Here is a 21,132-nt window from a genome sequence, read left to right as displayed (position 1 = left end):
GGATGATCTATGCGCGTCGCTGTACTCGGGATGGGCATGATGGGGCGGGCGATGGCCCGGCGGCTGCTGGTGCGCGGCTTCCCGGTCACGGTGTGGAACCGCACACCGGGACGGGCGGAGGAGCTGGTCGGCCTCGGTGCCGTCGAGGCGGCCTCGCCCGCCGAGGCCGCGCGGGAGGCCGAAGGAGTGCTGCTGTCACTCGCCGACGACCGGGCGGCTCGCGAGGTGATGTCCCAGCTGACCGGAATCGGCTCCGGCGGGCCCGTCGTGGCCGACACGAGCACCGTCGCCCCGGACACGGCCCGCGCGCTGCGGGACATGGCGCCAGGAGGCCGGTTCGTGGCCGCGCCCGTCATCGGCTGGCCACCGGTCGTCGCCGAGGGGCAGGCCTCGGTCCTGCTGGGTGGCGAGCGTGACGTCGCCGACGTGCTGAAGCCGGTGTGGTCGGAGGCGTTCGCCTCCTACTCCTACTGCGGCCGGGACCCAGGCGCGGCGCTCGCCTTCAAGCTGCTGAACAACTACCTGCTGATGACCGGGATCGCCGCGCTCTCCGAGGCGACCGCCACGGGTCTGGCGGTGGGCCTCGACGAGACGCTGCTGCACGACTTCCTCCTCACCTGGCCCACCGTCGCGCCCGCCCTGCACAACCGGGTCGACGACATCCTGAGCGGCGACCACCGGGGGTGGTTCACGACCAGGCTCGCCGCCAAGGACGTGCGGCTCGCCATCGACCTGGCGGGGTCGGCCGGTCTCGACCTGCCGATCGCCCGGCTGGTCGAGCGGCGCTACGAGGAGGCGGCCGAGCACGGCTGGGGTGACGGGGACATCGGCGCGGTCGTCGAGCTGCTACGCGAGAAACCGCGCTAGCATCGCCCGTCACCGCGCCCGATGCCTCTGCCTCTTCCATGTCGAGCGGGTCGTCCCCGGTGCCTCTACGCGCATCCCACCGGGGCTGCCGGCCCCTGCGACGGCAGCCCCGGTGAGGCTTCGGGGGGGTGAAGTCCGGCGGGTCCCGTTCATGACCCGTTCGGCAGGCCGGTGCGCCCGTACACGACGAGGGCCCAGGTGACGCAGCCGAAGGCGGCCACGCACGCCAGCGTGCGGATGAGGTTCCAGCGGACCCACACCCCCTCGAACCGCTCGCGCACCGCCGCGAGGTCGGTGACGCGGTCGGGGTCCCCGGCCGCGTCGAGCGCGTTGTTGAGCGGCACGTTGATCCCCATCGTGATGACGAGCATCACCACGTACAGGACGAGCGCGGCCACGATCCAGGGCAGTACGGGCCGCCCGTCCGTCTGGAGGTGGAGTACCGCGGCGAGGACGGTCAGCACCAGCGCGCCGCCGAAGCAGGCGGCGAACCAGCCGTTGAGGATCGCCACGTTGATCCGCTGCATCGCGCTGACGAAGGTCCGGTCGTCCGTCCGGGCCAGGCCGGGCATGACGGAGCAGGTGTAGGCATAGAAGAGACCGGCTACGAGTCCCATCGTGATGGCCGCCGCGACCAGCGCGACGCCTCGGAACATCAACATCACATTCTCCTGGACTGTCGGGGGATCCCGGCCTCGGGATCGGACATGCTCATCGCCGGGTGCTGGGGTGCTGGGGTGCTGGGGTGTTCGGGCGTCAGCCCCAGACTCCGGTGGCGGCGGTGTCGCGCGCGTAGTCGCCGAAGTCGCGGGGCTCACGGCCCAGCGCGCGCCGGACCCCGTCGGTCAGGTGGGCGTTGCGGCCGTCAAGCACGGTGGTGAACAGCTCCGCGAGCTGCGTGGCGAACTCCGCCGGTACGCCGTGCTCGACCGCCCCGGCCACGTACTCCTCGGCGGAAACCGGTACGTAGCGGACCTCCCTGCCGGTCGCCTTGGAGATCTCCTCGGCGGCGTCGGCGAAGGTCAGCAACCGGGGGCCGGTCAGCTCGTAGAGTTCGCCCGCGTGTCCGTCCTCCGTCAGCGCCGCGACCACGACGTCCGCGATGTCGTCGGCGTCGACGAACGGCTCGGCCACGTCCCTCGCCGGGAGCGCGATCTCGCCGGAGAGGACCGGTTCCAGCAGGTAGTCCTCGCTGAAGTTCTGCGAGAACCAGGCCGTCCGCACGATCGTCCACTCGACCCCGGACTCCTGGACCGTCCGCTCGCTCACCTCGGCCTCCTCCTCGCCGCGGCCGGACAGGAGGACCAGGCGCCGGACGCCGCTCCCGACCGCCCGCGAGACGAACGAGCGGACCGTCTCCACCGCCCCGGGGAAGGCCAGGTCCGGGTAGTAGACGACGTACACCGACGTCACGTCCCGCAGCGCGTTCTCCCACGTCGTCCGGTCCTCCCAGTCGAACGGGGGTTCCCCCGAGCGGGAGCCGGCCCGCACCGGCAGGCCGCGCGCGGTGAGCCGCTCCACCACGCGGCGGCCGGTCTTGCCCGTGCCGCCGAGGACCAGCGTCGTGTTCCGCTCATGGATGTTTTCTGTCATGGGACCAGTGAACTGGCCAGGGATGAGACGGGCCATGGTCGAGAAGCGCAGTCCCATGTTTCAGCGTCTACAGTGAGGTCGTGGACGCGCTCACCGACTTCCTGGACGGTCCGAGGGCGAGAGGGGCGTTCCTGCTCCGCTCGGTTCTGAACCCGCCCTGGTCCCTGCGGATCCAGGACCGGGCGCCGCTCGCCCTGGCGGCCATGGTGCGGGGCGAGGCATGGGTGATGTTCGACGGCGGCGACCCGGTGCGCCTGGGGCCGGGGGACGTCGCGATCATCCTCGGCCCGGATCCCTACACGGTCGCCGACGACCCGGCCACGACGCCCGATGTGGTGATCCATCCGGGCCAGCACTGCACCACCCTCGACGGGCGGAGCCTGGCCCAGGAGATGGACCTGGGCGTTCGCACCTGGGGCAACAGCCCCGAGGGGTCAACGGTGCTCCTCACCGGCGCGTACCAGATGCGCGGGGAGATCAGCCGCCGTCTGCTGGAGGCGCTGCCCCCGCTGCTCGTCCTCCCGGAGGACGCCTGGGACTGCCCCATCATCCCGCTGCTCGGCGACGAGATCGTCAAGGACGAGCCGGGTCAGGAGGCCGTTCTCGACCGGCTGCTCGACCTGCTGCTCATCGCCGTCCTGCGGGCCTGGTTCTCCCGCCCGGAGGCCGGTGCCCCCGCCTGGTACCGCGCCCACAGCGACCCCGTGGTGGGCAGGGCCCTGCGCATGCTGCACGGCGACCCGGCGCATCCCTGGACGGTGGCCACGCTGGCCGCGAGGGCCGGTGTCTCCCGCGCCGCCATGGCCCGCCGCTTCACCGAGCTGGTGGGCGAGCCGCCCATGACGTTCCTCACCGGCTGGCGGCTGGCGATGGCCGCCGACCTGCTGCGCGAGACCGACGCCACCGTCGGCGCGGTGGCCACGCGGGTCGGCTACGGCAGCGCGTTCGCGCTCAGCGCCGCCTTCAAGCGCGAACGCGGCATCAGCCCCCAGGAGCACCGCGCGGGGGTCCAGCGCCCTCAGCGGCCCCCGCGTCCACGGAGTGACCAGGCCGTCGGCACGCTCACGCCGTAGCCCCCGAGGTCCCGGCGGGCGTGACGGTGTACGAGTCCCGGCCAGGCGGTCGACGCGCCTGGAGACACCGGAGCGGAGCCCCGGGGGCGCCGGGGCCGTGGACGGTCAGAACAGCCAGTCGAGCAGGCCGCCCCGGCCGCCGCCCGAGTCGCCGTTCGACCCGGTGTCCTGCGGCGGCGGCGCCGTCGTCGGCTGCTGGGTCGGGGTGGTGTTCTCCACGGGGGCCTCGTCCGTCGCCGAGGGGGCGGGCTCGGAGGTGATCCGCGCGTTCTGGCTCGGGGCCGTCCGGGAGGTCTCCTCCTGCTCGGCCTCCTCGGAGGACGTCGTCGGACGGGTCTCCCTCTGCGGGGTGCTGCGGGTCGGCGAAGGACGGCTGGAGGGCTCCCGGGTCCGGGGAGCTTTGCTGGGAGCGGTGGTCGTGGGCTCGTCGGCCGTGGACGGTTCGTCGGACGGTTCCGCCGTCTCCTCCCCGGGCCGGGGCGTCGGCGTCTCCGAGGGCGCCTTCGGCAGGTCGGCCACCGAGCACCGGACGCCCGGCGAGCACGTGGTGGCGGTCCTCCCGTCCAGGGAGGAGGAGAGCAGCCAGCCGCCCGCGACCCCCGCGATCACGACGCCGCCCACGACCGCCAGCAGGGCCCTGCTCTTGCCCCTGCTCTTACGGCGGCGCTCCTCGTAGGGATCGGGGTCCTCGCGCCAGCCCGACCCCAGGAAACCGCGTGGGGGCGTCACCTCGTCCTCGTCGCGGTAGAGGGGACCGTCGGACGTGATGTCGGTGTCCCCCACCTCGCGACGCTCGTTGAGGTAGACCATCTCCCGGGAACCGTCGGCCCGGACGATCTCCCGGGACCCGTCGACGTGGACGATCACCTGGGACCCGTCGCCCGGCGTGAGCTCCGGAAGGTCGATCTCGCTCCATCCGTCCGACAACACGTCGCCGGCGGGACGTTCGGGTTCGTACTGCGCCGGTCCGAGGGGACCGGTCTGCTCGCGAGGATCTTCCTCGTACGGTCCTTGGATATCGTCGCGCCCCACGATGACCCTCTCTGACGTAAACCTTGGTCGGGCATCTTGATAGCAGATTCGACAGCAACTTGTCCGAAAAGTTCACATACGGCTGAGAATAATGTGACTTATGGGGCCACGCTGGGACTCGGTGATGGACCGGGCCATTCCTCGCTGATCGGCGGATATCCGTAGGCATCCGGAAGCGGGAGCCGGCTCCCCTGCCGAGGGGGCTCCCGTACCGACGGGGGACGCGGGCCGACAGGCGCGTCAGGAGGCGCGGGAGGGGGAGAGCGACCGGGAACGCGCCCGATCAAGTGAAAGACGTGCCTGATCCCGTCACCCGGGGTAGGAAGGGCGCCTGACGTTCTTCTCCGTGTGAAAGCGGAGGTCGCCACGCTCAAGGAGGGTCGATGACACCGAATCCGACGGCGGACGTGCTGCCCGGCCCCTCGCCCTTCCCGCCCATCGCCGACTACGGGTTCCTGTCCGACTGCGAGGTCACCGCCCTGGTCGCCCCGAGCGGGAACGTCGAGTGGCTCTGCCTGCCGCGAATGGACTCTCCCAGCGTCTTCGCCGCCATCCTCGACCGGGGCGCGGGGGGCTTCCGGCTCGGCCCCGCGGACCTGAGGGTGCCCGCCGCGCGCCGCTACCTGCCCGGCACCATGATCCTGGAGACGAGCTGGGGCACCCCCACCGGCTGGATCATCGTGCGCGACCTGCTGCTCATGGGGCCCTGGCACCACGACGACGAGCTCTCCCGTACGCACAGGAGGGCGCCGACCGACTACGACGCCTCCCACGTGCTGCTCCGCACGGTGCGCTGCGTCAGCGGGGAGGTGCAGGTCACGCTCGACTGCGAGCCGATCTTCGACTACGGCCGCAGGCCCGCCCGCTGGGCGTACACCGACAGGGGCTACCACCAGGGCGTCGCGACGGCGGAGGGGGAGAGCCTGGAGCTGCGGCTCACCACCGACATGCGGCTGGGGTTCGAGGGCGGGCGCGCGACGGCGCGCACCCTCCTCAAGGAGGGCGACACGCGTTTCTGCGCGCTGTCGTGGACCCCGCACGAGCCGCCGTACACCTTCGAGGACGCCTACGAGCGGCTCGTGTGGACCGCGCACCACTGGCAGCACTGGCTCGCCAGGGGCGCCTTCCCCGACCATCCCTGGCGGAGATACCTGGAGCGCAGCGCCCTCACCCTGAAGGGCCTGACCTTCGCCCCCACGGGCGCCCTCATCGCGGCGGCGACCACCTCCCTGCCCGAGACCCCGCGTGGCGACCGCAACTGGGACTACCGCTACGCCTGGATCAGGGACTCGACCTTCGCCCTCTGGGGCCTGTACACCCTGGGCTTCGACTGGGAGGCCGACGACTTCTTCTGGTTCATCGCCGACGTGGCGGAGCGGGACGAGGAACTCCAGGTCATGTACGGCATCGACGGCGAGCGCGAGCTGGACGAGTACGTCCTCGACCATCTCTCCGGATACGAGGGCGCCAGGCCCGTCAGGGTCGGCAACGCCGCGTACCGCCACCGCCAGAACGACGTCTGGGGCGCCGTCCTCGACTCCTTCTACATCCACACCCGGTCGCGCGACCGCCTGGACGAGCGGATCTGGCCCATCCTGAAACGGCAGGTCGAGTCCGCCATCAGGTGCTGGCGGGAGCCCGACCGCGGCATATGGGAGGTACGCGGCGAGCCCCGGCACTTCACCTCCTCGAAGGTCATGTGCTGGGTGGCGGCCGACAGGGGCGCCAGGCTCGCCCGGCTCAGGGAGGAGCCGGAGCTGGCCGCGCGCTGGCAGGCGGTCGCCGACGAGATCCACGCCGACGTGTGCGCCCACGGCGTCAGCGAGCGCGGGGTCTTCAGGCAGCACTACGACACCGACGTCCTCGACGCGTCGCTCCTGCTCATCCCGCTGGTGCGCTTCCTGCCGCCCGACGACCCCAGGGTCCGCGCCACCGTGCTCGCCATCGCCGACGAGCTCACCGCCGACGACCTGGTCCTGCGCTACGAGACGAAGAACACGGACGACGGCCTGACCGGGGAGGAGGGCACCTTCGCGATCTGCTCGTTCTGGCTCGTCTCGGCACTGACGGAGATCGGGGAGCACGCCCGTGCCCGCAGGCTCTGCGAGAGGGTCCTCTCCTTCGCCAGCGCCCTCGGGCTCTACGCCGAGGAGATCGACCCGGTGACCGGGCGCCACCTCGGCAACTTCCCCCAGGCGTTCACCCACCTGGCGCTCATCAACGCGGTCATCCACATCATCCGCGCCGAGAGCGGGCAGGTTCCGCCGACCAGGTGGCCGTCATGATCCCCCGTACTCTCCCCCGTGTTCCTCGTGTGGTCCCCCGCGTGCGCCGACGTGCGTCGGCGTGCGGGACCACCCGGATGCCTGGCTAGGCTCTCAGGCATGAACCGTCGGGTGATTGCCATAGTGGTGCTCGTCGGCCTGCTCGCGACGAGCGGTCTGTCCGTGGTCCTGGCCTGGGGGCTGAGCGGCTGAACGGCCGGGCTTAGCGACCGAGTGGCCTGGAGCTGAGCGGCTGAGCGCCGTCGCGTGATGTCGCGGTGGACTCCGCGGCCGGTCCCGGGAGTGCGCCGGGATCCCGGAGGGCGGACGATCGGAGAGACGCGCCGGGATCGGCGGGTGCGTCCGGAGAGATCCGGGAAATCGGATGATCGCGAAGAGGCGATCGAAGAGGATGTGCCCGGATCCAGAGGGTGGACGACCGAAGCGGCGTCCGGATCCGTGACAGCGGCTGATCGGCGAATATGACCCGATCAGTCAGGGGGAACGACCCGCGAGGACCCGGTGGCGGCGCGCGGTCGTCGGGGAGCCGAGCCGTCGCGTACGCCCCCCAGCGTCGCGACCGCTCCCCGGGGTGCCGCTAGGCGACCACCATCGAGTTCTGGCCCGCGGGGGCGCCCTGCTGGGAGTGGGTGGGCTGCCGGTGCGAGACGGGCTGCTCCACGACGGGCTGGGGCTGCTGCCGCTGGACGACCCGCTCCACGGGGGCCTGCTCCGCGGGGCAGGTGCAGTAGCCGTTGGTCACGATGAGGCGGCCCCGCTGCGCCGTGTAGGTGCGGGAGTCGGTGGCGAGGAGAACGCCCGTGCATTTCTGGCAGACGACGGACTGGCGATCCATGGTCGGCTTCCTTCCTTGAGGTTAGCCGTCGAACGTCTCTCGGTCCGGCCGGCTGGCTGCTCGTGCCCCGAGAGGAAGACTTGAATCTCCCCGACGAGGGTTCCATCTTACTTCGTAGCGCATTGTGATCTTTGAGCCACGCGAGGTGACAGATGTGAACCTTGGTGGTGCTGCTTCACAACGGTCTCATGTGAAGCGACCCGGCGGGTGGCGAATGTCCCTCTCTCGCCCCCGCCGATCCGCGTTCCAGCGATCTCCGCCGCCCCCGGATCCCCGGTACGGGCGGCGGTCGCTACGTGCTCAGAACTTTTTTCTTTTTCTCCGTGATCACGGACCGGAACAGCAGCGCGTTGGCCGCCACCGCGATGCAGACCACACCGAGCAGGAAACCCCAGCTCACGTCGCTCAGGTGGTGCATGCCGCGATACATGCGCGAGAAGGCGATGCCCAGGGGGATGCCGAGGCCGATCACCCACCACAGCACGTTCAGGATCTTGAAGCGGTGGGTGTGGATGGTCAGCACCAGGGCGACGCCGCAGTAGAAGGCGACCGCGGCGCTGGTGTGCCCCGAGGGGAAGCTGGAGGTGGGCGGAGCGGGGTCGAGGTGCTCGACGGCGGGCCGCTTGCGCTCGGCGAAGACGGTCGCCAGCAGGAAGATCGCCGACTGCGAGAAGACCGCCAGCGCGAGGAAGATCGACTCGTTCCAGCGCTTGAAGGCCAGCCGGAAGGCGATGACCAGCAGCGCGGTGGCGGTGATGATCACCGGGGTGTCGGACAGGCCCGACACCACGTCGGTGATCGAGCTCCAGTAGGCCGTACGGTCCCCGGCCAGCTGCTCGTTGACCCCCTCGTCGTTCGCGATGAGGGTCGTCGTCTGCAGGACCTTCGTGATGAGCAGCCCGACGCCGATCGTCAGTACGGCCATGATGGCCAGTGGCGCCAGGATGAGGCGCGTCACGCCTTTGAAATCCACCGACATTTTCGACATGGCGCGCCAGCTACCCCGAACGACCTCCTCGGAACGCCTCGGGTTCGACGCCTTCCATGTGGGGTTCGGCGGGCCTGCGGCCCTCTCCCCGGCGCCAGGTCTCGAACCCCGCCGCCGCTCCGACCACGAACGCCACGCCCAGCGCGACCCCCGCGATCACGTCGCTGGTCCAGTGGACGCCGAGCGCCACCCGGCTGTACGCGACGAACATCGTGACGGACGCCGCGACGACCCAGAGGACGATCCGCGAGGCCGTGCTCCGCAGGAGGGGCAGCAGGATGAGCACGAGGATGCACGCGCCCAGCGCCGCTCCCATCGCGTGCCCTGAGGGGAAGGAGGCGCCGGGCGCCCAGGCCACGGGATTCGGCAGATCCGGCCTGGCGCGGTCGACGATCCCCTTGACGGCGAGGTTCAGCAGGCCGCCGAAGGTGATCGTGGCGACCGCCCAGACCGCGAGGCGCGGCGCGCCCCGATACCAGAGCCAGACGGCGGTCAGCACCACCAGCACACGCCACGTCCAGGGGCCGAACACCTCGGTCGCCACCCTGAGGAAGGCGGTGTAGCCGGGGTTCTCCAGCGCGTGGGCGTGCAGGCTCAGGGCGACGCCCTCGTCGAGGCCCGTGAGGTGTGAGGAAGAGGTCCTCACGAGCACGAGCAGGATCACGAACGGCATCGTGAAGAGCGCCACTGCCGCCATCGCCATCGTCAGGCGCACACCCAACCGCAGGTCAGCGGCATGATCGTCGGAGTTTCCTTGCGGTGGGGGTTTACCCTCGACAAATCTGACCATCGTTCATGGCTACCCGATCCCTCGCGAATATTCCCCGCACGATACGTGGGGGACCGGGACCGCGGGGCCCGGAAGCCGTGAAATCCGAGGATACGGAGGCCGCGGACCACCGGAATCCCGGGCCGCGTGCCGGGTCGTCTCAGGCCGCGTGGCGGGGTTCGCGGCGGGTCGTCCAGCGCAGGACGTCGCAGTGCCGCCGCTCGGCCTCGGCGAGCGCCGCGTCGTCCGCGTAGGCGTCGAGGACGGTCCGCAGCCACGGCATCTGCTCGGTGACGTCGTCCCACGCCTGGGAGGGGTCGTCGAGGCCCAGTTCGATGAGCGCGTCCAGGTGCGCGGCGTAGGCCGTCCACCATTGGCGGCTCAGCTCGGCGAGGAACCCGCCCAGCCCGCCGAACTCCCGCTGGATCTCCTCGTCCCACCAGACGGGGACGGTGACGTCACCGGTGTCGGCGAGGTCGCGGAGCACGAGGTTCGCCAGGGTGCGGCGGCGCCGGGCGATGGCCGAACGTGACAGGATGCTCATAACGCCCACCCTGCCAATCTTCGTTTGCCGAATGCTTAACGATGTATTGACGGTGATGTCCGGCCTTGGCCGTAGGCCGAGGGGGGAACCGCTTGGCCGGAGTCGCCGGGCAGCACTAGGCTCTGCTCCGCAGATCATTCCGCCTTGTGTCCGCGGAGCTACCTCGACATGGAGGAAGCCCGCCCATGACCCAGGTTCTTGAATTCTCCCGGCTCGTCGACCGTACCCTGAGCGCCCTCGCCGAGGTCCTCGGCTCCGACGGGGCGGCACTCATGCTGATAGACGACCACGACCGCCTGCGCGCGGTCGGAGGGTCCGACGACCAGGGCAGGCGCCTGGAGCTGATCCAGGAGCAGATCGGGGCCGGACCGGCCATCGAGACCCTGACCCGTGGCGCGGACGTCGCCGTCGACGACCTGAGGGCGGCCAGGCCCTTCGGGTTCCCCGGCGTGGCCGCGCGAGTCTCGGACGTCCGGGCGGTGCTCTCCGTGCCTTTGCGAGCGGAGGAGCGATTGATCGGCACCCTTAATTTCTACGACCGGACGAGCCATGAATGGCAGCCCGCGAAAGTCCGGACGGGAGAACGCCTCGGCGAGCTCATGGTGATGGTCCTCCAGACCATGGCTCATAGAACTCCTCCTCCAGGGAAGCCGTAGTGTGCACGTCAAGTAACCAGGTCGACGCTGAAAGGCGCCACACGTATGACTCACATTGATCCGGAAGCGCTGGTCGCGAGCCTGAGAAGGCTTCAGACGACCTCGTCCACCACAGGCATAGTTCATCAGTTGGAGCGTGCCGTGGATGTGGTGAACTCGCTGTTCGGATATGCGGGTGCGGGGCTGATGTTTGCCGAAGAAGGTAAAGATCTCCGCTATTTGGTCGCCACCGATGAGCGGGGGCGCAGTCTTGAGGGCGCACAACTCAATCTCGGTCAGGGGCCGTGTGTTTCCGCGTACGAGGAGAATTCCGCGGTGACCTCAAGCGACGTGCGCGTCGATCCGCGCTGGCCGAAGCTCGCCGACCGGTTGCACCCGGGGGTGCGGGCGGTGGCCGGGGTGCCGGTGCGACTTGGAGGCGACCCGGTGGGCACGCTGAACGTCTACCAGGCCGGTTTCTACGAGTGGGACGAGTCGGACGTCCAGGCGCTCTACGGCTACGCGGACGTGATCGAGCAGCTTCTCACCGCCGCGATGGCCGCCGAGGAGAAGAGCGCCCTGGCCGACCAGCTCCAGTACGCCCTCGACTACCGCGTGGTCATCGAGCGGGCGATCGGTTACCTGATGGGCAAGCACGACCTGACCGCCACCCAGGCCTTCACCGGCCTGCGCAAGCAGGCCCGCGACACCCGGCGCCGCGTCGCCGACCTGGCGGCCGAGGTGCTCGGTGAGGGGGCAGGCGAAATACGGTGATTCTGCTCACGTCGCCCGAGCCCGCGGAGGACAGGGCCGGGATCGCCGTTCGCGGTGATCTCGACGCCGTCGAGGGCGCCGAACTGCGGCGCGTGCTCAGCGGGCTCACCGCGGCGACGGTCGAGCTCGACCTGGCCCAGGTGGTCTTCATCGACTGCGCGGGCTCGCGGGCCCTGCTCAGGGCCGACGAGCACCTGCGCGGCCTCGGCCAACAGATGATCATCGTGCGGCCGTCGGGCCCGGTTCTCCGGTTGCTGCGGCTGCTGGAATTCGACCGTCGTCTCCTGATCGGGCACCCCGGAGGCACGGTCGGCGCGAGCCGCACGCCACCGGGGCACTAACCTGATCGGTGATGTATCGATTCGTCTTCTCGCAGGTCCTCCGCCGCCTCGACCCCGAGGACGCGCACCACATGGCGGTGCGCGCTCTCCGCGTCCTCTCGGTGACCCCCGTGGTCAGGCGGCTGGTCCACCGCCGCCTCGCGCCACGTGACCCCGCGCTGCGCGTGCAGGCCTTCGGCGTGCACTTTCCCGGCCCGTTCGGGCTGGCGGCCGGTTTCGACAAGGACGCGGGCTGTGTCGAGGCCATGTCCGCGCTCGGCTTCGGCCATGTCGAGGTCGGCACGATCACCGCCCACGCCCAGCCGGGCAACGCCAGGCCCCGGATGTTCCGCCTCGTGGGAAACCGGGCGATCATCAACCGGATGGGCTTCAACAACGCGGGCGCGTCCGCCGCGGCCCGGTCGCTCGCCAGGCCCCGGGGCGTCCCCGCGATCGTCGGCGTCAACATCGGCAAGACGAAGGTCGTGCCCGAGTCGGGGGCCGCGGCCGACTACGTGGCCAGCGCCAGGGAGCTCGCCCCCCTGGCCGACTACCTGGTCGTCAACGTCAGCTCGCCCAACACCCCCGGTCTGCGCGACCTCCAGGCCGTGGAGCTGCTGGGCCCGCTGCTGCGCGCGGTGAAGGAGGTCGCCGACGCCACGCCCAAGCGCACCCCGCTGCTGGTCAAGATCGCTCCCGACCTGGCGGACGCCGACGTGGACGCGGTCGCCGACCTGGCCCTGGACCTCGGGCTCGACGGCATCATCGCCACCAACACCACGATCGGCAGGCAGGCGCTGGCCGGGGCCGAGCCCGCGGGCCGCGACCACAGCCGCGAGAGCGGCGGCCTGTCGGGGCGCCCGCTGAAGGTCCGGTCCCTGGAGGTCCTGCGCAGGCTCCGCGCCCGGGTGGGCGACCGACTGGTGCTCGTCTCCGTCGGTGGCGTCGAGGACGTCGACGACGTCTGGGAGCGCCTGCTCGCCGGGGCCACGCTCGTCCAGGGCTACAGCGCGCTGGTCTACGAGGGGCCGCTCTGGGCGTACCGCGTGAACCGCGACCTCTCCCGCCGCCTCCGCCGCCACGGCGTGGTCGACCTCCGCCAGATCATCGGCCGTACCGCGAGCCGGAGCACCGCGACCTGACCCGGCCACGGCACGACCCGACTCGACCACGGCACGGCCTGACCCGGCCACGACCCGACCCGGCCACGACCCGGCGCGATCTGATCTGACTACGGGTCTGACCGCGACCCGATCACGGCCTGCCCTCGCCCGCGTCCTGCGCGGGTCGCGGCCTGACCCGGTCCGTGCTCCGTACGGGCCGCGGCCTGAGCCCGGTCCAGCCCGGTCCAGCCCGATTCGGTCATGGCGCGGTCGGAATCATCGCGGTCCGAACCTTTGTGGCGGGTCCCGATTCGTCACCTCATCGGGCCGGAAGGCGGCTGACGGTATACCCTGGGTGGGTAACCTCAGGACATGGGAGGCACGATGAGCACGACCACATACACCGTCACCGGTATGACCTGCGGCCACTGCGTGAGCTCGGTCAAGGAGGAGGTCGGTGAGGTCACGGGCGTCACCGGTGTCGACGTCGATCTGGAGACCGGCAGGGTCGACGTCTCGGGAGACTCCTTCGACGACGCGGCCGTCCGCGCCGCCGTCAAGGAAGCGGGCTACGAGGTCCTCGCCTGACCGGGGCCGACGCGGGACACCGTTCCTTCTCGATACCCCTTCATCCGCGCTGACCCGGCCTCCCCAAGGGCCGGGCCGCCACCCCCGTCGTCGCGCCGTCCCAGCCCTTCGAGGGCTGGGACACCGCCCGTCGTTCACGCCGGCCCGGCCCCTCAGGGGCCGGGCCGCGATCCTTCTCCGCCGATGCCGATGCCGACCCCCCGGGGGCCGAGGGGGGCGAGGGGGCCGAGGGGCAGGGCGGCCGGTTACATGCTGGGCCGGGTCGAGTCGGCCACGTGGGTCATCTCCTCCAGGTGCTTCATGACCTCGTCCACCTTGACGGCCCCCGGCCGGTGGCGCCGGTGGCCGGCCCCGCCCAGCTGCCAGGGGCGGGGGCCGGTCAGCGGCCGGTACTCGACGCCGAGCGCGTCGAGGCGGCCCAGGTGCGTCTCCAGCCGGGCGTCGAACCCGTTCCCGGCCGAGCCCGACCAGGCGACCTCGGCCAGCGCGCATCCCCGGGGCCAGGCGCGGTAGTCCACCGCGCGCCCGTCGGGCAGCCGCTCGCTCCACAGCTGGAACTGCGCCCCGAGCACGTGCTCCCGCTCCCCGTCCGTCCACGAGTCCGGCGCGGGGACGAAGGCCGCGACGTCCGAGACGGTGATCGCGTCGCCGATCGCCACGGGCTCCTCCTCGGAGGAGGCCTCGGCGTAGTCGAAGTACAGCGGGAAGACCGGCGTCTGCACCACGTCGTGCCCGGCTGCGGCGGCGCGCCTGGCCACCCCCTGCCCGCGCCAGGGCATCACGATCGTGTCGGGCCTGAGCCTGCCGCTGACGAACGCCTCGTCCCACACCACCGCCCTGCTGCCGCGTTCGGCCAGCGCGTCCGCCAGTCGGCGCAGGAACCAGGCGTGCAGGTCGCTCACGCTCTCCAGCCCCAGCTCCGCCTGGAACGCGACGATCTCCGGGGAGGCGGCCCAGTCGTCGAGCACGCACTCGTCCCCGCCGATGTGGACGTACGGGGCCTCGCCCAGCGCCCCGGTGATCTCCTCGATCACGCCGTTCAGGAAGTCGACCGTCTCCGGCAGCGGGGACAGGATCGCGGGGGAGATGCCCCAGCGCTCCAGCACGGTGAAGGGCTCGGGCCGGCGGCCGCCGGTGGCGCGGGCGTCGAGCTCGGGGTAGGCGGCGAGGATCGCCGAGGCGTGTCCCGGCACGTCGATCTCGGGCACGACCGTCACGGCACGGGCCCGCGCGTAGGCGCCGATCTCGGCGAGGTCCTCCAGCGTGTAGTAGCCGCCGTGCGGCACGTCGTCGAAGGCCGGCTCCTCCCGGTAGTAGCTGGTGATCGTACGCGGGCGGTGCGCGCCCACCTCGTGCAGCCGGGGGTGCCGCAGGCTCTCGACCCGCCACCCCTGGTCGTCCACCAGGTGCAGGTGGAGGCGGTTCAGCTTGTGGGCCGCCATGATGTCGATCATCCTGAACACCTCGCGCTTGGGCATGAAGTGCCGGGCCACGTCCAGGTGCACCCCGCGCCAGGAGAACCGGGGCGCGTCGCGCACCCGGCCGAGGGGAACGCTCCAGCTCGCCCCCGTGCCCGCCACCGCCCGGAACGCCGCCGTGGGCAGCAGCTGCCGCAGCGTCTGGCCCGCGTAGAAGGCCCCGGACCGGTCTCCGGCCGCGATCCGCACGCCCCCGTCCGTCACGTCCAGGACGTACGACTCGGCGCCGAGCGAGGCGTCGGGCTCCACCGTGATCGTCCCCGCCTCGCCGGGGCGCGGGTCGAGCACGGCGAGCGCCAGGCGTACGGCGTCCACCAGTTCGGCGGGACCGGAGACGACGACTCCGTGGGGAAGGCCGAGGGAACCGCTGGCAGGGGTGAAAGCGGAGGGAAGCGGCAGGAGGTCCATGGCTTAAATCATGCCAAATCGCCAGAGAAACAAGCCCTTTACCCCGGCGACCCCGGACATGGAACCAAGAACCGCCCAAGTACCGCGCGGGAGAGCAGGGGAAGGCCCCTCGCGCGGACATGCTGCTGCTCATGTTCCAAGCGTCCAGGCACCCGGTCCGCACACCGCTGGCGGCACTGGTGGCGATACCGGTGGCGATCATGCTGGCCGCCGGGTGTTCCGCCGCCGTCGAGGACCCCGTCGCCCCGCCCTCGCCCACCCCCACGGACTCCTCCTCCGCGGTGCGGAGCGCCGAGGGCGCCGGGGGCGCCGAGGAGTCCGGCACCACCGTGACGGAGAACGCCAGGGAGGGCGATCCTCGCTGGCGGCTGCGCGGGCGCGGCGCCGAGCACGAGATCGAGGGCTTCGCCGACCGGGTGAGCGTGCTGCCGGGAGAGCGTTTCCGGCTGTACGTCTCGACCACCGCCGGCCGCTACACCGCCAGGGCCTTCCGGATGGGCTGGTACGGCGGAGCGGGGGCCAGGCAGGTCTGGCGGGAGGCCGGGCTGCCCGGCAGGAGGCAGGCGCCGCCCAGGACGATCGCCGCCACCGGTACGGTGACCGCCGCCCACTGGAGGCCAGGCCCCGAGGTGGACACCTCGGGCTGGCCGGAGGGCTCCTACCTGATCCGGCTGGACGCCGCCAGCGGGGGACGGCGCTTCGTCCCCCTCACCGTCAGGTCCGCCTCCACCAGGGGACGCCTGGTCGTCGTCAACGCGGTCACCACCTGGCAGGCGTACAACGGCTGGGGCGGCCGCAGCCTCTACAGGGGCCCCGGCGGCTTCGGGGACAGGTCCCGGGCGGTCAGCTTCGACCGCCCGTACGACGCCTCGGGGGCGCGGCTCTTCCTGGACATGGAACGCGCCGCCATCGAGCTCGCCGAGCGCCAGGGCGTACCGCTCGCCTACGTCACGAGCCTGGACCTGGACCGCGACCCGCGAGTCCTCGACGGGGCGCGGGGCCTGGTGTCACTGGGGCACGACGAGTACTGGTCGGCGGGCATGCGCCGCACCGTCGAGGCCGCCAGGGACCACGGCACCAACCTCGCCTTCCTCGGCGCCAACGCCGTCTACTGGCGGGTCAGATTCGCCGCGACGCCCCTGGGCCCGCGCCGCCTGGTCGTCTGCCACAAGGACGAGGCCGAGGACCCCGGGACGGTCCTGTGGCGCGCCACCGGCAGGCCGGAGAGCTCGCTGACCGGCCCGATGTACGACTGCTTCCCCTCCGAGTCCGCCTACGTGGTCAGACGCCCCGGCAACTGGATCTTCGAGGGGACCGGGGTGCGGCGCGGCACCACCTTCCCCGGGATGGTGGGCGTGGAGACCGACAGGGTCGGCGCGGGCGTGCCGCGCCCGATGGAGGTCCTGTCGGTGTCCCCGGTGAACTGCGGGGGCCGCGCCACGGTCGCGCACAGCGCCTACTACACCGTGCCGAGCGGCGCCGCCGTGTTCAGCTCGGGCACGATGCGCTGGGTGTGCGCCATGCGGGGCGCCCGCTGCGGCCACGGCGTCACGGCGGAGGCCGGGGCCTTCGTCCGCAGGGCGACGGGGAACATCATGCGGGCCTTCGCCGAGGGCCCGGCCGCGCGCCGCCACCCGGCCCGCGACAACCTCGGACCCCTGGGCCTGGCCGGCCCCCCGGGCCGCTGACGCGCGCCGTCACGGTTTGGGGCCGCGCTTCGGGGCCCCTACCGTCTGAGGTACTGCTGCAGCCCGTTCGCCAGGGAGAGCGCGATCTTCTGCCGGAACGCGGGCTGCTGGAACTTGGCCGCCTCGGCCGGGTTCCTCATGTTCCCCGACTCGATGAAGATCTTGGGGACCGTGGAGAGGTTCAGGCCGCCGAGGTCGTTCCGGTAGTCGAGGGCGTCCCTGCCGATGTAGGTGGAGTACGACAGCCCGGTGCCGCGCCTGAAGGCGTCACGCACGTCCAGGCCGAGCTTCTTGGAGGCCGCGACCACCGGGTCGACCGGGCCGCCGATCTTCTCCGGCATGATCACGTGGAAGCCGTGGTTGGCGGTGCTCGACCCGTCGGCGTGGACCGAGATCGCCGCGTCCGCCTTCGCCCTGTTGCCGATCGCGGCCCGCTGGGTGATGCACGGCCCGACGCCGGAATTACTGTCGCGGGTCAGCTTCACCGTCGCGCCGCGGCTCCTGAGGATCTTGGCCAGGCGCTGGGAGACGTCCCAGGTGAAGGCCGCCTCGCTGTAGCCGTTCGCGGTGGCGGTGCCCGTGGTGTCGCAGGCCTTCCACTGGGTCAGGACGTTGACCTTCTTGTTGATCTCCGAGGGGTGGCGGTAGTTCTGGCCGTTGTGGCCGGGGTCGATGACCACGATCTTGCCGCTGAGCGGCTCGCGAGCCTCACCGCTCCGGCCGGTGGCGGGGGTCGCGGTGGGATCGGCCGCCGCGCCGGTCAGGGCGCCGGCCGCGCCGTCGGAGGCCGGAGCCGCGGCCGTGCCCGCCGCGGGAGGGACGGGCCCGCGCTCCCGCGCGAGGTCCGCGCCCGCGGCGGTCCCGCCGCAGGCGGCGGCGCCGAGCCCGCACAGGACAAGGGTCGTCGCGAGTGCTCTACCGGTCACGCTCATCGCCCCCAAGGAAGTCGTCAACCACCCAACCTACGTGGCCCGAGGGCGTGACTCATCCGTTGTCGCGATATGTGCCGGCCCGTCACCAGGCGTGCTCGCCGGCCTCCGGCTTCTGCAGGAGCGAGGCGAGCTCCCTGGCGTCCTCGGCGTCCAGCCCGAGGACCACGCGCGGACGTCCCCAGGGGTGGTCGATCGAGTGGGCCACGTAGCTGGCCACGGACTCGGCCCCGGCGTCGCCGTTGCGGCCCCGGGCGGCCCGCCAGTGCGCCCACGCCCGTTCGAGCTCGGCGGCGGCCCGCTGGGCGCATGACACCAGTTCCGGATCACGCATTGTTACCCCCCTTGTCTGTCTTGGCCAGAGTCAACACCGGCGGCGCGCCGCCGTTCGCGATGTTGACCTGATTTTGGGGAGGTCATGAGCCTGCCTGGGCGCGCTGTAACGCTCCAGGCAGGCTCTTTAGCGTTCGGTGGAACTCGTGCTGTCGCGTACGACCAGCTGCGGCGCGACCTGGCGCAGGCGCGAGGCCTTGCCGGGGTCGCCGATCCGGTCGTTCAGCAGCGCGGCGGCCGAACGGCCCATCGCGCGGCGTGGCTGGTCCACGGTGGTCAGCGAGATCGGCTGGGTCCCGGCGCGGTGGATGTTGTCGTACCCCACCACGGACAGGTCCTCGGGAACCCGCAGGCCCAGCTCGGCGGCCGCGGACAGCACGCCCATGGCGACCAGGTCGTTGGCGGCGAAGATCGCCGTGGGGCGGGGATCGCGCGTGAGCAGGCTGCGGGCCGCACGCGCGCCACCCTCCTCACTGGACTCGCCCTCTTCGACCATGATGTACGGCGCCAGGGAGTGCCTGCGCATCGCGACCAGGTAGCCCTCGCACCGGAAACGCCCGGAGGAGATGCCCGAGGCCTCGATGTGGGCGATCCTGCGGTGACCGAGCTCCACGAGGTGGTCGACGGCGAGGCGAGCACCGAGCTGGTCGTCGTCGACGACGATGTCCACGCCGCCGAGGTCGATGTCACGCTCGCCCACCACCACGGTCGGCGTGTAACCGGTGGCCTCGATGAGCGTCCCGCTGGTGGGCGCGATGCCGAGCAGGACGAGCCCGTCGACACGCAGTTCCAGGAACGCCTCGACCGCCTCGTCCTCGAAGGCCGGGTCCCACTGGCTGTTGCCGATGAGAAGCCTCAGCCCGTCGCCGTGCAGGCTCTCCTGCAGGCCGTCGAGGAACTCCGCGTAGAACGGGTTGTGCAGGTCGGCGACGAGCGCCCCGACCAGATGCGTACGGCCTTCGACCAGGCTGCGCGCGACCGCGTTGGGCCGGTAGCCGAGGTCTCTGGCCGCCTGGAGCACGGCCTGCCGGCGATGCTCGCTGACGTGGGGCGATCCGCGCAGGACGAGCGAGACCAGTGATTTGGAGACACCGGCCCTTTCGGCCACGTTGCGGATCGTGGGTCTCGGGCGTGGCCCGGCGCCCCCGTCGGACATGACGGGTTCGGCGAACCCGCGGGCTCGGGTGACGGTGGTGTTGACCGGCGGTCCTGACATGGCTCTCCCCCGCGATGGTGGATGGGCACCTGTCACTCAAAACGATCGAGTTCCGAATGGGGTACGGCTTGCGCGGAAGGGAACTCCGATCTTGACCCCGCCGTCACGCGGATCGGCTCCGATAGGCTTCGCGGTGTGGGGTCGACATCCGGAGCCGCCGAACGGGCGAAACCCGCCGCGGGGGGCGCGCGACCGGCGCGGCGCAGGCTCACCGTCGACCGGCGCCGCGAGGAGCTCATGGCGGCGGCCCTGGAGCTGTTCAGCAGGCACGACGCCGAATACGTCTCGATCGACGACGTGGCCTCCGCGGCCGGCGCGTCGCGGGCCCTGGTCTACCACTACTTCGGCGGCAAGCAGGAGCTCTACGTCGCCGCGCTGAGGAGCGCCGCGGCCGAGCTGGAGGAGAGGCTCAGACCCCAGAGCGGCGGACGCCCGCTGGACGAGCTGGCCGGGGGGCTCACCCGATACTTCGACTTCGTCGAGGAACACGCGGCGGGCTTCGCCGCGCTGCTCAAGGGCGGTCCCGCCAACAGCAGCGGCGAGATCGGCGAGGTCGTCGACGCGGTCAGGCACCGGCTGCTCAAGCTGATCATGAAGCGGATGCGGGTCGAGGAGCCCGGCCCCGTGCTGCGCGTCACGCTGCGCTCGTGGATCGCCTCCGTCGAGACCGCGGGCCTCGACTGGCTGGAGCGCCACGACATCGAGCGGCCGGCGCTGGAGCGCATGCTGGTCGGTCAGATGGTGGCGCTGCTCGGCGTGGCGGCCGAGCACGACGCGCAGGTCGGCGAGTTGCTGGACAACCTGGTCAAAGGCCAGGCGAGTCGTCCCGCTGACCAGGAGAGGCCCGGGGCGGACGGCTGAGCTCCACGGGCTGTGAAAGGTCCTGCGGCACGGCTGTGGAAGGTTCTACGGCGGAAGGTTCTACGGCCGGGGAAAGTCCCGGAGTGCCGCCGAGCCGTTCGGGAGCACGCGCTCGGGCGCACGTGCCCGGCCGTTCGGGCGTACGTGCCGGAAGGCGGCCGTATCGGAAGGCGGCACGGCACATGCCGGAAGACGCGTGTGCCGGTGGGCGAGGCGTGCCGGAGGGCGGGGCATGTGCTGGGGCGGCGCCGGGCGGGCGACGCCGCTCCCCACAAACCCGTGTGGCCTACACGCTCAAAGGGTGAGCGCGCACCAATCCCCCTAGGTCAGTGACGGCCCCCGTCTTACTCTGAGCGCTGCTGCGGAATCCCCGCGAGCAGTGCGCGAACCTCAGTCTCCCGGTACCGGCGGTGTCCACCCAGGGTGCGGATGGACGTCAACTTGCCCGCCTTCGCCCACCGGGTCACGGTCTTGGGATCGACGCGGAACATGGTTGCGACCTCCGCCGGGGTGAGCAGCGGCTCTGCCTCGGGTGTACGAGCTGACATTTGTGCGGCCTCTCCTCCATGTGGACCGGCGACAGCGATCCTGCGACTTGACGCTTGTCACGGATGTCCGCCTATGGCCCTTGCGTGCGGCTGTTTGGGCCATATGCGGCATCACCCGATGTGACCATACAGCCACGTAGAGCGATTGGCGAGCCTTTGAGCGACTCATCTCTCTTGTGCACGTGTTGTTGTCACGCTCGGTGATTCTAGCGACACGTTTCGTGGTATCGCAGTGAAAACGGCAAACTACTCAGTTCGTAGGTGC

At 71.3% G+C, this 21,132-nt stretch carries 22 protein-coding genes; 10 read left to right on the top strand and 12 right to left on the bottom strand.

The window, feature by feature from the left end; translation table 11 throughout:
• The first annotated feature begins 9 nt into the window (after positions 1-9).
• Positions 10-867: an NAD(P)-dependent oxidoreductase gene (locus tag ACSC1Q_RS36975; protein ID WP_436763376.1), complete on the top strand. Its 858-nt coding sequence runs from the start codon at positions 10-12 to the stop codon at positions 865-867.
• Between the two features lie 149 nt (positions 868-1,016).
• Here the strand turns inward: ACSC1Q_RS36975 and ACSC1Q_RS36970 are convergent, their stop codons facing one another.
• On the bottom strand, positions 1,017-1,529 hold the full coding sequence (locus tag ACSC1Q_RS36970; RefSeq protein WP_436763375.1) for an anthrone oxygenase family protein: 513 nt from the start codon (positions 1,527-1,529) through the stop codon (positions 1,017-1,019).
• Between the two features lie 94 nt (positions 1,530-1,623).
• Positions 1,624-2,460: an NmrA family NAD(P)-binding protein gene (locus ACSC1Q_RS36965; protein ID WP_436763374.1), complete on the bottom strand. Its 837-nt coding sequence runs from the start codon at positions 2,458-2,460 to the stop codon at positions 1,624-1,626.
• Positions 2,461-2,540: 80 nt separating this feature from the next.
• Here ACSC1Q_RS36965 and ACSC1Q_RS36960 point away from each other — a divergent pair, with 80 nt between their 5' ends.
• Positions 2,541-3,533, top strand: a complete 993-nt coding sequence (locus ACSC1Q_RS36960) for an AraC family transcriptional regulator (RefSeq protein ID WP_436763373.1) — start codon at positions 2,541-2,543, stop codon at positions 3,531-3,533.
• A 105-nt stretch (positions 3,534-3,638) separates the two neighbouring features.
• On the opposite strand, the gene ACSC1Q_RS36955 is transcribed toward ACSC1Q_RS36960, so the two are convergent.
• Positions 3,639-4,565, bottom strand: a complete 927-nt coding sequence (locus tag ACSC1Q_RS36955) for a hypothetical protein (RefSeq protein WP_436763372.1) — start codon at positions 4,563-4,565, stop codon at positions 3,639-3,641.
• Between the two features lie 383 nt (positions 4,566-4,948).
• On the opposite strand from ACSC1Q_RS36955, the gene ACSC1Q_RS36950 reads away from it, so the two are divergent.
• Complete coding sequence (locus tag ACSC1Q_RS36950; RefSeq protein ID WP_436763371.1) at positions 4,949-6,850, top strand: glycoside hydrolase family 15 protein; 1,902 nt, start codon at positions 4,949-4,951, stop codon at positions 6,848-6,850.
• Between the two features lie 577 nt (positions 6,851-7,427).
• On the opposite strand, the gene ACSC1Q_RS36945 is transcribed toward ACSC1Q_RS36950, so the two are convergent.
• The 4 genes from ACSC1Q_RS36945 to ACSC1Q_RS36930 all read right to left on the bottom strand — a co-directional run bounded on the left by ACSC1Q_RS36945 (position 7,428) and on the right by ACSC1Q_RS36930 (position 9,986).
• Positions 7,428-7,685: a hypothetical protein gene (locus tag ACSC1Q_RS36945; protein ID WP_436763370.1), complete on the bottom strand. Its 258-nt coding sequence runs from the start codon at positions 7,683-7,685 to the stop codon at positions 7,428-7,430.
• Positions 7,686-7,977: 292 nt separating this feature from the next.
• Positions 7,978-8,643 (bottom strand): phosphatase PAP2 family protein, encoded by a 666-nt coding sequence (locus ACSC1Q_RS36940; protein ID WP_436763369.1) that lies wholly within the window; start codon positions 8,641-8,643, stop codon positions 7,978-7,980.
• Between the two features lie 40 nt (positions 8,644-8,683).
• Entirely contained in the window at positions 8,684-9,376 is a 693-nt protein-coding gene (locus ACSC1Q_RS36935; RefSeq protein WP_436763368.1) for a phosphatase PAP2 family protein, read from the bottom strand.
• A gap of 226 nt (positions 9,377-9,602) precedes the next feature.
• The gene (locus ACSC1Q_RS36930; RefSeq protein WP_436763367.1) at positions 9,603-9,986 is read right to left on the bottom strand and encodes a hypothetical protein; all 384 of its coding nucleotides are present in this window, start codon (positions 9,984-9,986) and stop codon (positions 9,603-9,605) included.
• A gap of 185 nt (positions 9,987-10,171) precedes the next feature.
• On the opposite strand from ACSC1Q_RS36930, the gene ACSC1Q_RS36925 reads away from it, so the two are divergent.
• The 5 genes from ACSC1Q_RS36925 (at position 10,172) to ACSC1Q_RS36905 (ending at position 13,406) form a co-directional block, all read left to right on the top strand.
• Positions 10,172-10,642 (top strand): GAF domain-containing protein, encoded by a 471-nt coding sequence (locus ACSC1Q_RS36925; RefSeq protein WP_436763366.1) that lies wholly within the window; start codon positions 10,172-10,174, stop codon positions 10,640-10,642.
• Positions 10,643-10,687: 45 nt separating this feature from the next.
• The gene (locus ACSC1Q_RS36920; protein WP_436763365.1) at positions 10,688-11,395 is read left to right on the top strand and encodes a GAF and ANTAR domain-containing protein; all 708 of its coding nucleotides are present in this window, start codon (positions 10,688-10,690) and stop codon (positions 11,393-11,395) included.
• Entirely contained in the window at positions 11,392-11,736 is a 345-nt protein-coding gene (locus ACSC1Q_RS36915; RefSeq protein ID WP_436763364.1) for an STAS domain-containing protein, read from the top strand. Before ACSC1Q_RS36920 ends, ACSC1Q_RS36915 begins: the two co-directional genes overlap by 4 nt.
• Before the next feature lie 11 nt (positions 11,737-11,747).
• A complete protein-coding gene (locus ACSC1Q_RS36910; RefSeq protein WP_436763363.1) occupies positions 11,748-12,857 on the top strand; it encodes a quinone-dependent dihydroorotate dehydrogenase in 1,110 nt (369 codons plus the stop codon).
• Between the two features lie 345 nt (positions 12,858-13,202).
• Positions 13,203-13,406: a heavy-metal-associated domain-containing protein gene (locus ACSC1Q_RS36905; protein WP_436763362.1), complete on the top strand. Its 204-nt coding sequence runs from the start codon at positions 13,203-13,205 to the stop codon at positions 13,404-13,406.
• A gap of 245 nt (positions 13,407-13,651) precedes the next feature.
• Here ACSC1Q_RS36905 and ACSC1Q_RS36900 read toward each other — a convergent pair whose 3' ends face one another.
• A complete protein-coding gene (locus ACSC1Q_RS36900; RefSeq protein ID WP_436763361.1) occupies positions 13,652-15,292 on the bottom strand; it encodes a beta-N-acetylhexosaminidase in 1,641 nt (546 codons plus the stop codon).
• 131 nt (positions 15,293-15,423) lie between these two features.
• Here ACSC1Q_RS36900 and ACSC1Q_RS36895 point away from each other — a divergent pair, with 131 nt between their 5' ends.
• A complete protein-coding gene (locus tag ACSC1Q_RS36895; protein ID WP_436763360.1) occupies positions 15,424-16,980 on the top strand; it encodes a N,N-dimethylformamidase beta subunit family domain-containing protein in 1,557 nt (518 codons plus the stop codon).
• 38 nt (positions 16,981-17,018) lie between these two features.
• Here ACSC1Q_RS36895 and ACSC1Q_RS36890 read toward each other — a convergent pair whose 3' ends face one another.
• The 3 genes from ACSC1Q_RS36890 to ACSC1Q_RS36880 all read right to left on the bottom strand — a co-directional run bounded on the left by ACSC1Q_RS36890 (position 17,019) and on the right by ACSC1Q_RS36880 (position 19,458).
• Positions 17,019-17,933 carry an N-acetylmuramoyl-L-alanine amidase gene (locus tag ACSC1Q_RS36890; protein ID WP_436763359.1) on the bottom strand — a complete coding sequence of 305 codons (915 nt, stop codon included), beginning with the start codon at positions 17,931-17,933 and terminating at the stop codon, positions 17,019-17,021.
• A gap of 61 nt (positions 17,934-17,994) precedes the next feature.
• Positions 17,995-18,243 (bottom strand): hypothetical protein, encoded by a 249-nt coding sequence (locus ACSC1Q_RS36885; protein WP_350972203.1) that lies wholly within the window; start codon positions 18,241-18,243, stop codon positions 17,995-17,997.
• A gap of 126 nt (positions 18,244-18,369) precedes the next feature.
• On the bottom strand, positions 18,370-19,458 hold the full coding sequence (locus ACSC1Q_RS36880) for a LacI family DNA-binding transcriptional regulator (RefSeq protein ID WP_436763358.1): 1,089 nt from the start codon (positions 19,456-19,458) through the stop codon (positions 18,370-18,372).
• A 135-nt stretch (positions 19,459-19,593) separates the two neighbouring features.
• Here ACSC1Q_RS36880 and ACSC1Q_RS36875 point away from each other — a divergent pair, with 135 nt between their 5' ends.
• Positions 19,594-20,319: a TetR/AcrR family transcriptional regulator gene (locus tag ACSC1Q_RS36875; RefSeq protein WP_436763357.1), complete on the top strand. Its 726-nt coding sequence runs from the start codon at positions 19,594-19,596 to the stop codon at positions 20,317-20,319.
• Between the two features lie 344 nt (positions 20,320-20,663).
• Here ACSC1Q_RS36875 and bldC read toward each other — a convergent pair whose 3' ends face one another.
• On the bottom strand, positions 20,664-20,867 hold the full coding sequence (gene bldC, locus ACSC1Q_RS36870; protein ID WP_013133571.1) for a developmental transcriptional regulator BldC: 204 nt from the start codon (positions 20,865-20,867) through the stop codon (positions 20,664-20,666).
• Between the last annotated feature and the right edge of the window lie 265 nt (positions 20,868-21,132).

It is taken from the genome of Streptosporangium heterodermiicola, assembly GCF_051390675.1.
Taxonomy (GTDB): Bacteria; Actinomycetota; Actinomycetes; order Streptosporangiales; family Streptosporangiaceae; genus Streptosporangium.
This window is presented reverse-complemented; position numbering and strand designations above follow the sequence as displayed.